Annotated in this window: 10 protein-coding genes; 8 read left to right on the forward strand and 2 right to left on the reverse strand. The window is 39.6% G+C overall.

All coding sequences use genetic code 11. The features are described from left to right. Positions 1 to 351: 351 nt before the first annotated feature. Together licT and AC1F25_RS01795 are read left to right on the forward strand one after the other, a co-directional pair. Positions 352 to 1,203 (forward strand): BglG family transcription antiterminator LicT, encoded by an 852-nt coding sequence (licT, locus tag AC1F25_RS01790; protein ID WP_002336547.1) that lies wholly within the window; start codon positions 352 to 354, stop codon positions 1,201 to 1,203. Between the two features lie 96 nt (positions 1,204 to 1,299). Then, positions 1,300 to 3,186, forward strand: a complete 1,887-nt coding sequence (locus AC1F25_RS01795; protein WP_305040395.1) for a beta-glucoside-specific PTS transporter subunit IIABC — start codon at positions 1,300 to 1,302, stop codon at positions 3,184 to 3,186. A gap of 40 nt (positions 3,187 to 3,226) precedes the next feature. Here the strand turns inward: AC1F25_RS01795 and AC1F25_RS01800 are convergent, their stop codons facing one another. Next, the gene (locus tag AC1F25_RS01800) at positions 3,227 to 4,129 is read right to left on the reverse strand and encodes a MurR/RpiR family transcriptional regulator (protein WP_002291682.1); all 903 of its coding nucleotides are present in this window, start codon (positions 4,127 to 4,129) and stop codon (positions 3,227 to 3,229) included. A gap of 229 nt (positions 4,130 to 4,358) precedes the next feature. Between AC1F25_RS01800 and AC1F25_RS01805 the strand changes: the two genes are divergently transcribed. From AC1F25_RS01805 to AC1F25_RS01825, 5 genes are all read left to right on the forward strand, one after another. After that, positions 4,359 to 5,762, forward strand: a complete 1,404-nt coding sequence (locus tag AC1F25_RS01805) for a 6-phospho-beta-glucosidase (RefSeq protein ID WP_002305593.1) — start codon at positions 4,359 to 4,361, stop codon at positions 5,760 to 5,762. Then, the gene (locus AC1F25_RS01810; protein WP_270094807.1) at positions 5,762 to 7,195 is read left to right on the forward strand and encodes a 6-phospho-beta-glucosidase; all 1,434 of its coding nucleotides are present in this window, start codon (positions 5,762 to 5,764) and stop codon (positions 7,193 to 7,195) included. The genes AC1F25_RS01805 and AC1F25_RS01810 overlap by 1 nt, the downstream gene beginning before the upstream one ends. 144 nt (positions 7,196 to 7,339) lie before the next feature. Then, positions 7,340 to 8,266: a thioredoxin-disulfide reductase gene (gene trxB / locus AC1F25_RS01815; RefSeq protein ID WP_002291688.1), complete on the forward strand. Its 927-nt coding sequence runs from the start codon at positions 7,340 to 7,342 to the stop codon at positions 8,264 to 8,266. A gap of 213 nt (positions 8,267 to 8,479) precedes the next feature. Then, positions 8,480 to 10,207, forward strand: a complete 1,728-nt coding sequence (locus tag AC1F25_RS01820; RefSeq protein WP_479994202.1) for a phospho-sugar mutase — start codon at positions 8,480 to 8,482, stop codon at positions 10,205 to 10,207. Between the two features lie 15 nt (positions 10,208 to 10,222). After that, positions 10,223 to 10,573 (forward strand): ArsR/SmtB family transcription factor, encoded by a 351-nt coding sequence (locus AC1F25_RS01825; RefSeq protein ID WP_479994203.1) that lies wholly within the window; start codon positions 10,223 to 10,225, stop codon positions 10,571 to 10,573. 83 nt (positions 10,574 to 10,656) lie between these two features. On the opposite strand, the gene AC1F25_RS01830 is transcribed toward AC1F25_RS01825, so the two are convergent. Beyond that, positions 10,657 to 11,517 carry a pyruvate, water dikinase regulatory protein gene (locus tag AC1F25_RS01830; protein WP_002314696.1) on the reverse strand — a complete coding sequence of 287 codons (861 nt, stop codon included), beginning with the start codon at positions 11,515 to 11,517 and terminating at the stop codon, positions 10,657 to 10,659. A 91-nt stretch (positions 11,518 to 11,608) separates the two neighbouring features. Between AC1F25_RS01830 and AC1F25_RS01835 the strand changes: the two genes are divergently transcribed. Next, the gene (locus tag AC1F25_RS01835) at positions 11,609 to 12,037 is read left to right on the forward strand and encodes a Fur family transcriptional regulator (protein ID WP_002287322.1); all 429 of its coding nucleotides are present in this window, start codon (positions 11,609 to 11,611) and stop codon (positions 12,035 to 12,037) included. Positions 12,038 to 12,130: the final 93 nt, after the last annotated feature.

Genomic DNA, 12,130 nt, shown 5'->3' on the forward strand with positions numbered 1-12,130 from the left:
GTACTGGAACACCGTATATTAGAAGTTGGGACAGTAGCATAGTAGCATTTTGACCTAAGCGCTAGAGTGAAAATAAAACAGAGCTTCCCAGATTCTTCATCTGTGAGCGTTAGTGTCGTAATTACCAGATTTAAAAAAATCACGACAGCTAGTCAGAAGTGCCCAATAGCCGCTAAGAAAGCGTTGACAAAAGCGCTTGCTTTCGATAATATAAAGAAAACGATACAACTTGGATAGTGATTGCCTGATGCAAGCTAAACCTGATGAGTCTCCCATGGTTCCATGGACGGCTTTTTGGGTTTTTCTTTTTGTTTTGGATACAGCCCTATATATCATGGAAAGGAGTAAAACATGCTGATTGAGAAAGTACTGAATAACAACGTCGTAATAACCAGAGATGAAAGAAATCAGGAAATGATCGTGATGGGAAAAGGTTTGGCATTCAAAAAGAAAGTGGGTGACCCGATTTTTGACTCATGCATCGACAAAAAATTTCAGTTGACAAATGACGGACTTTCACAACAGTTCCAAGAATTGGCACAAGCGATTCCTCTTGAGTACTTAGAAATTTCTTGTGAAATCATTGAATATACAAAAGAGGCTCTACAAGTCCAGTTGAATGATTCAGTGTATATTGCATTGACGGATCATTTGTATACGGCTATCGAACGTCACAAAATGGGAATATTTGTACCAAATGTATTGCTGTATGATATCAAACAACTATTTCCTAAAGAGTATGCCATCGGGAAAAAAACAGTGAAGAAAATCTCGGATAAATACCACATCAAGTTATCAGAAGATGAAGCCGGATTTATCGCATTGCATTTAGTCAATGCACAAGGCATTCAAAGCCAACAAGACAATACCTACCTGTTTACTACAACAATACAGGATATTCTAAATATCGTCCGCTATTACTATAAGATTACATTTGATGAAGATTCAGTCCATTTTTTTCGATTCGTCACACACCTACGTTTTTTTCTGACACGCGTCCTAGATGGAGAAAAAACAGAAGTGGGAGAAGTTTCTGAGGAATTGTTCCAGGTTATTCAAAAAAAATATAAGGACACGTTTGGTTGCCTTGAGAAAATAGCAGACTTTTTAGCCGAGGCATTCAACTACCAGATGTCCACGGACGAAAAAATGTATTTAACGATTCATACTGCGCGTTTAGTGCATGAGAATCGTTGTAAATAAATAAAAAAAGGAGGATAAATTAACAAGAACGTATGAAATAAGGGTAGTGACATTCAGTTGGCTAAACCTTCCACTAATAAATTGGAGGGAATAGAAATGGGAAAATATCAAGAATTAGCGAGCAAAATTGTAGAAAATGTCGGCGGGAAGGAAAATATCAATGGTTTGACACATTGTATCACAAGGCTTCGTTTCAAATTAAAAAACGAAGAAAAAGCAAATGATGAGATCTTGAAAAATATGGACGGTGTTGTGACGGTAATGCGAGCGGGAGGACAGTACCAAGTTGTCATCGGGAATCATGTGCCAGTCGTGTTTGAAGAGGTTATAAAAGCAGGAAATCTTACTTTTGATGAGGCTGTTTCAACAGAAAAAATGAGACCGTTTGATATGCTTATTGATGGAATATCGGGCTGTTTCCAGCCATTCCTTGCTATTCTAGCTGCTGGTGGGATGATTCGTGGACTGACAGCATTACTTGTCTTCTTAGGCGCATTTGACCGCGGTTCTGGCACATTTGTTATGTTTGATAATATCGGTGATTCTGTATTCCAATTTATGCCTGTTATTATCGGTTTAACAGCTGCCCGTAAATTTAAAGTAAATGAATTCGTAGGGATGTTGCTTGGGGCAGCATTAATGAATCCTAGCTTGTCGCTGGAAGCTTTGAGTGGTGCAGCAGAAGCACCACTGACGACCATATTTTCTGGCACTATTTTTGAAGCACCTATTTATCAAACAGTATTCGGCATTCCCTGGATTGCGCGTAACTACGCTTCTTCTGTCATTCCCATTATCTTTATTGTGTTGTTAGCTAGCCAAATTCAGAAACCAATTAAAAAGTTAGTACCTGAGATGATCGCGAATTTCTTCGTTCCATTCTTCACCGTTCTTATTACAATGCCCTTAGGTTTTTTACTCGTTGGACCAGCATTCACATTCGCAACTGATATTTTAATGGCTGGATTTGAAACACTTTTAGCACTTTCGCCAGTTATTTATGGAGCAATCGTAGGCTTCTTCTGGCAAATTCTGGTGATGTTTGGTCTCCATTGGGCAATCGTACCAATGGGATTGATGCAATTTTCTGTGAATGGCTGGCAAAATATCATGACACCTGTTGCAGTAGTATCTTTTGGACAAACTGCAGCACTTACTGCACTCTACTTTAAGCTTAGAAGCCCAAAAGACAAAGCAATTGCAATACCAGCCATTGTTTCTGGTATTGTGGGGATTACAGAGCCAGCTATTTATGGGTTTACACTGCCACGTAAAAAAATATTTATTTTTACCTGTGTCGGTGGTGCGTTAGGGGGCGCGTATAGTGGGTTAATGAATTTAACTTCTTGGAATCAAGGTGGACTAGGCATCTTTACAATTCCCAACTATATTAGACCAGATGGTGATTTAACAGATGTGATTAATGTATTGATTGGGATCGCCATTGCGATGGTGGTATCCTTTGCGCTGACTTTTTTCTTTTGGAAGGAGGAAGCAGGTGAAACAGATGATAGACAGAAAAGATCAGGTAAAGAAATTGTAAAAACACCGATACAAGGACAAATCGCTCCACTGAATGCAGCAAAGGATGCAGCTTTTGCACAAGGAACACTAGGTCGAGGAATCTTGATCTACCCTGAAAAAGGAGAAGTACGTGCCCCTTTTGACGGAACAGTCATGACCCTGTTCCCGACGAAACATGCAATGGGAATGGTTTCTGAAGCAGGTCTGGAATTGCTGATTCATGTCGGATTGGATACTGTTCAGTTGGAAGGGAAATATTTTGAAAGCTTGGTGCAGCAAGGAGAAAGAGTGAAACAAGGCGATCTGTTGCTCCGCTTCGACAAAAAGAAAATCGAAGAGGAAGGATACAGTTTAGAAACACCTGTGATCGTCACCAATTACACGGATTATTTGGATATTTTGGAAAATCAAGGGGAGACGGTCGGGCCAGACGATGCACTTATCACCGCACTGACCTGAACGGTTAGGTGAAAGAATGGACTAGGCTTAACTATTCTTTTTATTCCACTTCTTTATTTTCGAAATTGAAAGGCTCTTTCATGATGGCTGAGCTGATAGGGCGTTTATCAAATTTTTGTCCTACAGAAATTAGATGGACTAAATTCTGTTGATAATTTTCTGCAAAAACACAACTATATAACACGTCTAGAAGATAACAAATCGATGTATTGATCGTAAAATTACCAATTTTCGAATACAGTCGTTCGCGTGTCGTAAGTCGCAAAGCGGCTGTACTCATTGAGGATAGCGTTGAATCACCGATACTGGTCAACGCTAAAATTGGAACATGATTTTGTTTCAATATTTCTGCGGTACGAAGGATCACATTGTTTTCACCCGTATAAGAAATCAGAATCCCGCACATATCACTCGTGCAATTGTACGCTTCATAGAACGATTCACCAAAAGTGGTGACAATCGTGACATCCATTTTGATGCGCTTCATTTTCAGCATGAAATCTTGAGAAATCAAAGTATTCGAGTTACTGGCGAAAATCACGATTTTTTTTGCTTGAAGCATTAGTTGTTTGGCTTTTTGCAGTTGGTCATGATGAATGAGAGAAAGTGTATCTTGAATCGTCATCTGTTCTAAAGAAGCCATTTTATTTGCGATCGTCATAATACCGTCTGTGGTGGAAAAAGGAAGATTCGCATCTACGTCTTGAAAATTCCCTTCAAGATAGGCTGTTTCAGCTAAAAAAGCATTACGAAAACTGACCCAGCCATCAAAACCCATTTTTTTTGCTACACGGATGAGGGTGGACGGGTGGACATAACATCGCTCAGCAATCTCTTGGATGGTCATTTCGCCAAGTGCTGGAGAATCGCTTAAGAGAAACTGAATCACTTCATTTTCTGAAGGAGAAAAGGAGATTTCTTTGATTTTTTCACGTAATAACATGTAGATACCTTCTTCTTGTTTTTTTACGTAAATTATAACTTTTTTGAAAATGATTTGTAAACGGATTTATGTTATATAGCTTAATAAAGACATTTTTTGACAAGATATTTACAAAAATCCAGAAGAAAACACTAACTTTTGTAAATGTTACTGGAAAGAAACGAATTTCTATTGTTTGTTTTGTTTACAAAAAAGATAATAAAAGTGTAAAAAGTAAAGGAGTGAGAACATGGCAAAAGGAATCAAAATCGCTACGATTGGTGGAGGCAGCAGTTACACCCCCGAGTTGATGGAAGGATTTATCAAAAGATATGAGGAATTACCGATACGAGAAATCTGGCTCGTAGATGTAGAAGAAGGAAAAGAAAAGCTTGAGATCGTCAGTCAGATGTCTCAGCGTATGTGGGATGCTTCTCCGTATGAAGTCAAAATCTATGCAACTCTGGATCGGGAAGAAGCATTGAAAGATGCGGATTTTGTTACGACTCAGTTTCGTGTCGGTCAATTAGATGCACGAATCAAAGACGAGCGGATCCCTAGTTATTATGGGATGATTGGGCAAGAAACAAATGGTGCTGGCGGGATATTCAAAGCTTTTCGTACCGTTCCAGTGGTTTTGGCAATCGTTGAAGACATGAAGCGTTTATGTCCAAATGCTTGGCTGATCAATTTCGCGAACCCAAGCGGGATGGTGACAGAAGCAGTTATCAGATATGGCAAATGGGATAAAGTGATCGGATTATGCAATGTGCCAGTAATGGCGATGATGACAGAACCAACAATGCTTGGCAAGAAAAAAGAAGAGCTGATCTACAAGTTTGCCGGTCTAAATCACTTCCATTGGCACAAAGTAGCAGATAATAAAGGAAATGACCGCACGGCAGAATTGATTGATCGTTTATACGATGAAGACAATGGATTGCCGAAAAATATCTTTGATATCCCGTTTTTCAAAGAACAATTAAAACAAATGAACATGATCCCTTGTGGCTACCACCGCTATTACTATCGTGAAGAAGAAATGCTGGAACATGCTTTAGAAGAATATCAAACGATTGGTACAAGAGCGCAGCAAGTGAAAGAAACAGAAGCAGAGCTGTTTGAATTATACAAAGATCCAGAGTTGGATCATAAACCTGAACAATTGCAAAAACGAGGTGGTGCTTATTATTCAGATGCTGCCTGTGAAACGATTGCTTCGATCTATGGAAATAAAGAAACACAGATCGTGGTATCTACAAAGAATGATGGAGCTGTTCCTGATCTGCCGGCAGATTGTGTAGTAGAAGTCACTGCCTATGTTGGCGCACAAGGCGCACGAAATGTAGCGTTTGGTTCCCTTCCTGCTGCTGAAAGAGGCTGGTTGCAAGTAATGAAGAATATGGAATTGCTGACGATCGAAGCAGCCGTGACTGGTGATTATGGAACAGCTTTACAAGCATTTACGATCAATCCGCTTATACGATCAGGAAAGACAGCAAAACGGATCATGGATGAGTTGTTTATTGCACATCAGCAGTATTTACCGCAATTCAAGGAAACAATCAGCCGGTTAAAAGCAGAAGGAATCGAAGTCCAAGATGAACTGGCAAGAGAATTATCAAGCAATACACATGTAATGGAGGAAGTATGATGGGATTCAGAAAAGATTTTTTATGGGGCGGAGCTACAGCAGCCAATCAATGCGAGGGCGGTTATGACGAAGGCGGACGTGGGTTAGCGAACGTAGACGTTGTGCCAATCGGAGAAGACCGTTTTCCTGTCATTACTGGAAAAAAGAAAATGTTTGAATTTGATGAAGATCATTTTTATCCAGCAAAAATTGCGATCGATATGTATCATCATTATAAGGAAGATATTGCTTTGTTTGCAGAAATGGGGTTCAAGACTTATCGGATGTCCATTGCTTGGAGTCGTATTTTTCCAATGGGCGATGAAAAAGAGCCAAATGAATCTGGTTTGAAATTTTATGAGGATGTCTTTAAAGAATGTCAAAAGTACGGGATCGAGCCGCTTGTGACGATTACACATTTTGATTGTCCGATGCATTTGATCAAAGAATATGGTGCGTGGCGTTCCAGAGAACTCGTTGGTTTTTATGAAAATCTGTGCCGAGTCATCTTCAATCGCTATAAAGGACTTGTCAAATATTGGTTGACATTCAATGAGATCAATATGATCCTTCATGCACCATTCATGGGCGCAGGGCTGTATTTTGAAGAAGGAGAAAATGAAGAACAAATCAAATATCAAGCGGCACATCATGAGTTGGTTGCAAGTGCCATCGCAACGAAGATTGCTCATGAAGTAGATCCGGAGAACAAAGTAGGCTGTATGCTGGCAGCAGGAGCATATTATCCATACACTTGCAATCCTGAAGATGTTTGGGCTTCTAGAAAATCAGATCGAGAAAATTATTTCTTCATTGATGTCCAGTCACGAGGAGAATATCCCGCTTATGCATTGAAAGAAATGGAACGAAATGGCATTCAGATCAAAATGGAACCTGGGGATGCCGCATTGCTGAAAGAACATACTGTTGATTTTATCTCCTTTTCTTATTATTCTTCTCGAGTTTCGACTACTGACAACGAACTCTTGGAACAGACTGCAGGAAATATCTTTGCTTCTGTCAAAAATCCATATCTGGAAGCAAGTGAATGGGGTTGGCAAATTGATCCATTAGGCTTGAGAATAACGATGAATGATATTTATGATCGTTATCAAAAACCACTATTTATTGTAGAAAACGGCTTAGGTGCAGTCGATACGCCCGATGAGAATGGTTATGTGGAAGATGACTATCGAATCGACTATCTGGCAGCACATATCCAGGCAATGAAAGATACAGTAGAATTAGATGGAGTCGATCTATTAGGCTATACGACTTGGGGATGTATTGATTTAGTATCAGCTGGTACAGGTGAGATGAAGAAAAGGTACGGATTCATTTATGTCGATCGTGACAACGAAGGAAATGGCACATTAGCCCGTTCGAAGAAGAAATCATTCAACTGGTATAAAAAAGTAATTGATTCAAATGGAGAAAATCTTTCGAATGATTGATCAATGATTTGTAAAAGTCTATTGTTTTTCAGCGGATTTTTCGAGTATAATAAAGCTATTCGAGAAACGCAAGCAGAACAATAGACTTTTTTTCGCATTGGCTGTAAAGTATGCTTACTTGATTAAGTAAAGGAGAATCTACATATGTATGATGTAATCGTTATTGGCGCAGGTCCTGCTGGGATGACTGCTGCTTTATATGCTTCACGTTCAAACTTATCCGTATTGATGATCGAACAAGGCGCCCCTGGCGGCCAAATGAACAATACGGCAGAAATCGAAAACTATCCTGGTTTCGATTCAATCATGGGTCCTGATCTAGCTTATAAGATGTATGAAGGTGTTTCAAGATTTGGGACAGAAAATGCTTATGGAATCGTGCAAGATATCAAGGATCACGGCAGCCACAAAGAAGTTATTTGTGAAGATAAAACTTACGAAGGAAAAACAGTCATTATCGCAACAGGCTGTATCCACCGTAAATTAGGCGTACCTGGCGAGGAAGAATTTGCTGGACGTGGCGTTTCTTACTGTGCAGTTTGTGATGGTGCGTTTTTCCGTAACAAACGTCTAGTAGTGATCGGAGGAGGAGACTCAGCAGTAGAAGAAGCCATCTATTTGACACAATTTGCTTCTGAAGTAGTCATCGTCCACCGTAGAGATGAATTACGTGCACAAAAGATCATCCAAGACCGTGCATTTGCGAATGAAAAAATTTCCTTTATGTGGGATACAGTCGTTGACGAAATCGTTGGGAATGAAATGGTAGTGACAGGTGTGAAAGCACGTAATGTCAAAACCGGCAATGAGTTTGATTTGGCAGCAGACGGAGTATTCATCTATGTTGGACTGGATCCATTAACTGCACCATTTAGAGAAGCAGGGTTGACGAACGAAGCTGGCTGGATTCCAACAGACAACGAAATGAAGACGAATATACCAGGCGTTTTTGCCATCGGAGATGTTCGTGAAAAAGATTTGCGACAAATCACTACTGCTGTTGGTGATGGTGGGATCGCTGGACAACAAGTGTATAAATACTTGGAATCTTTAGAAGAAACAACTGCATAAGTTTAAAAAGAGTGGAAGAACGGTTTCAATTGTTCTTTTACTCTTTTTTTTCGCGTGAAATCTACTGAATCCGATTTATGCGAATACTTGCAACCGTGCTTGATAAAAGAATCCTTTCTTGATTTAAGCGTTTTTTAGACCTCGTACTTTCATATCTAATAAGTGAATGCTATACTTATTAAGAACCATATTTCAGAAAGAGGTGTTATTTTCATGTCTTGGGAACAAGTGTATGAACAATGGGTACATGAAGAAAATTTAGAAGAAAACTTAAAAAAACAATTAAATGATCTGGGTGAAGATCCTGAAAAACTTGAAGATGCTTTTTATGCACCGTTGGAATTCGGTACTGCAGGCATGCGGGGAATCTTAGGGCCTGGGATCAATCGAATGAACATCTATACGGTAAGACAAGCAACAGAAGGACTTGCACGTTTCATGGATACACAAGGCGAAGAAACAAAACGCCGAGGTGTCGCTATCGCTTATGACTCACGCCATCAATCACCAGAATTTGCCATGGAAGCAGCCAAAACATTAGCACATCACAATATCCCATCTTATGTATTCGAAAGTCTACGTCCAACACCAGAGCTTTCTTTTGCAGTCCGTCATTTGAAGACGTTTGCGGGAATCATGGTAACCGCATCCCACAATCCAGCAGCTTACAACGGATATAAAGTCTACGGAGAAGATGGGGAACAAATGCCTCCTGCAGACGCAGATGCATTGACGAAATATGTCCGTGAAGTCAGCAATCCGTTAAAAGTTGAAGTATTATCTGACGACGAAGCTGAACATAGCGGATTGATCACGATCATCGGAGAAGAAGTGGATGCCGCTTATCTAGAAGAAATCAAAGCAGTAACGATTGATCATGAATTGGTGGAAACAATGGGTAAAGATTTGAAGCTTGTGTACACACCACTTCACGGAACAGGAAAAATGTTGGGCGAACGTGCGTTGAAACAAGCTGGATTCGAACAATTCGTACTAGTTCCAGAACAAGCTGTCGCAGACCCGGATTTCACTACAGTCAAATCACCGAATCCAGAAGAACACTCTGCTTTCGAGTATGCGATGCGACTTGGCGAGAAAGAAGGCGCTGACTTACTGATTGCAACAGATCCTGATGCAGACCGTTTAGGCGCAGCCGTTCGTTTGCCAAATGGCTCCTATGAAGTATTGACAGGAAACCAAATCGGAGCCCTGTTTGCTCAATATATTTTGGAAGCACACCAATCGCGAGGCACTTTACCTGAAAATGCAGCGGTATTGAAATCAATCGTTTCTAGCGAATTGCCTACAGCAATTGCGGAACACTATGGGGCTACCATGTTCAATGTATTGACAGGATTCAAATTCATTGCTGAAAAAATTCAACAATTTGAAGAAGATCATTCCCATACTTTTATGTTCGGATTCGAAGAAAGTTACGGTTATTTAGTTAAACCTTTCGTTCGCGACAAAGACGCGATTCAAGCATTGCTCTTATTAGCAGAAGTAGCAGCTTACTATAAAAAACAAGGCAAAACATTGTATGACGGCTTGCAAACGATTTTTGAAACATATGGCTACTACGCAGAAAAAACGATTTCTGTGACAATGAGCGGACAAGAAGGCTCTGCAAAAATCTCTGCTTTGATGGAAAAATTCCGTGAAGAAGCACCGACAGAATTTGCCGGAGCAAAAGTCATCCAAACAGAAGACTTCAAAGAGTTGACGAGAACAGACCGTGAAGGAAACGTAGAAAAACTAACGACACCGCCATCTGACGTATTGAAGTATACGCTGGAAGAAAATGGCTGGATCGCTATCCGTCCTTCAGGAACTGAGCCGAAAATCAAATTTTATATCGGTGTAAAAGGAAACTCTTCAGAAGACGCAGCTGAAAAAGTAGCCGCTTATGAAGCGATTATCAAAAAAATGACAGAAGAATAAAAAAACTTGAGACTGATGGAAAAAGTGGTAAACTTTAGAAGTCAGTCTTTTTTCAAGTTGGAGGTGAATGGATTGCCAGACACGCAAAAAACAAAAGTAGAGAAAGTCAGCCAACTATTCAAAATGTTGAGTGACCCCACTCGTCTCAAAATTCTGCTGTATCTGAAAGACGGGGAACAAAATGTGACAGCAATCACCCAAGCAGTAGAAATGGAACAATCTGCTGTATCGCATCAACTGCGTTTATTAAGAGAAAACCATGTCGTCAAGTTCCATCGTGAGGGAAAAGCGATTTTGTATAGTCTTGATGATTCTCACGTACTGGATATTTTGAACCAGACGCTCAAACATGTGGAACATCAATAACGATAGGTGCAAATAGAGACAAACTGGACTGTATCAACGAATCTTCTTCGCTGACACAGTCCAGTTTTTTTAAAGAAAAATTGTTAGTCTGTTTCTTCGGTGGTTTCAGTTCCATAATAACTATGGTCTTCTAGGTCTAAAGCATTCAAAATAAGCGAAGCTGTTTCTTCAATAGATAAAGAAGCGACATTGATTACTACGCAGCCCAATTTTTCATAAAGATCATTCGCAAAATCGAGTTCAGCTCGTATTTTTTCGATATCGGAATAAGCAGTATCAGGATTTAATCCGTAAGAGCGCATCCGTTCTTTCCGGATATTGTTTAAAATATCTGGGTTATTCGTCAGTCCCACGATTTTTTTAGGATCGATCTCCCAAAGCTGTTTGGGAATATGTGCTTGTGGGATCAAAGGTAGATTGGCAACTTTTAAATTTTTGTTAGCTAAAAACAAGCTCAAAGGCGTTTTGGAAGTTCGGGATACGCCTAGCAAAACGACATCTGCTTCTAGAAACCCACGAGGATCTTTCCCGTCATCGTATTTTACAGCAAATTCCATTGCTTTGATCCGTTTGAAATAGTTTTCATTCAATAAATGAAGGGCGCCAGGTTGCCGAATGGGCTTGATACCAGTTAAGCGCTCGATTTCTGATATCGGCGGAGTCATCACATCAAAACTAAATAATTGATGTTCTTCACAAAAAGAACGCGTCATCTCGATCAATTCTTGATTGATCAATGTGTGTAGGACAAGGGCTTTTTCTTTTAGTGCATCTTGCAGTGCCTGCATCAATGTTTTCTCATCTGTCACAAATGTTCTGCGGAATAAATTGAACTCAACGCTAGGATATTGGGCCATAGTGGCTTGTGCTAATTTTGTCGCAGTTTCTCCAGCAGAGTCGGAGATGACAAAAAAAGTAACGATTTCTGTAGAATCGGAAGACATGGATAAAACCTCACTTGCATTTTTTTTATGTTTATTATACCATACTCTAGAATGTGTACTTCGTAATCATTTTGATTTGGAGGAATAAGTCATGAAAAAACAGACATTGATCGAACAATCACTAGAAACATTGAAAAATAACGGTTTTAAATATACTAAAAAAAGAGAAGCATTGTTAACTTATTTAGTGAAGCGCAATCGCTACGTATCCGCTAAAGAAGTTTTTGACTATATGAATCAGGAATTCAAAGGAGTAAGTTACGATACGATTTATCGAAATCTCCATGATTTTGCAGAAATCGATTTACTGGAAGAAACCGATTTAAATGGAGAGATGAAGTTTCGTTTTCATTGCTGTCAAGGAGAAATCGGCCATCACCATCACTTTATCTGTACGGTGTGCGGAACAACGAAAGAAATCCATATGTGTCCAATGAATTATTTCGAAGAACAGCTCGGTGGATGTACGATCGAAGGGCATAGATTCGAGATTTTCGGAAGATGTGAAAATTGTCAATAAGGATTTAAATAAAATAACATTTGATAATTTTAAAAAAAAGCAAGATTTCCTTGACGGTCAAAACAGCATTAGATATAATGTTTACAGGACAGT

It is taken from the genome of Enterococcus sp. M-BR2, assembly GCF_056612775.1.

Bases quoted from the DNA above. Each gene is read 5' to 3' on its own strand.
- licT (WP_002336547.1), top strand. From the start codon at position 352: ATGCTGATTGAGAAAGTACTGAATAACAACGTCGTAATAACCAGAGAT.
- AC1F25_RS01795 (WP_305040395.1), top strand. From the start codon at position 1,300: ATGGGAAAATATCAAGAATTAGCGAGCAAAATTGTAGAAAATGTCGGC.
- AC1F25_RS01800 (WP_002291682.1), bottom strand. From the start codon at position 4,129: ATGTTATTACGTGAAAAAATCAAAGAAATCTCCTTTTCTCCTTCAGAA.
- AC1F25_RS01805 (WP_002305593.1), top strand. From the start codon at position 4,359: ATGGCAAAAGGAATCAAAATCGCTACGATTGGTGGAGGCAGCAGTTAC.
- AC1F25_RS01810 (WP_270094807.1), top strand. From the start codon at position 5,762: ATGGGATTCAGAAAAGATTTTTTATGGGGCGGAGCTACAGCAGCCAAT.
- trxB (WP_002291688.1), top strand. From the start codon at position 7,340: ATGTATGATGTAATCGTTATTGGCGCAGGTCCTGCTGGGATGACTGCT.
- AC1F25_RS01820 (WP_479994202.1), top strand. From the start codon at position 8,480: ATGTCTTGGGAACAAGTGTATGAACAATGGGTACATGAAGAAAATTTA.
- AC1F25_RS01825 (WP_479994203.1), top strand. From the start codon at position 10,223: ATGGAAAAAGTGGTAAACTTTAGAAGTCAGTCTTTTTTCAAGTTGGAG.
- AC1F25_RS01830 (WP_002314696.1), bottom strand. From the start codon at position 11,517: ATGTCTTCCGATTCTACAGAAATCGTTACTTTTTTTGTCATCTCCGAC.
- AC1F25_RS01835 (WP_002287322.1), top strand. From the start codon at position 11,609: ATGAAAAAACAGACATTGATCGAACAATCACTAGAAACATTGAAAAAT.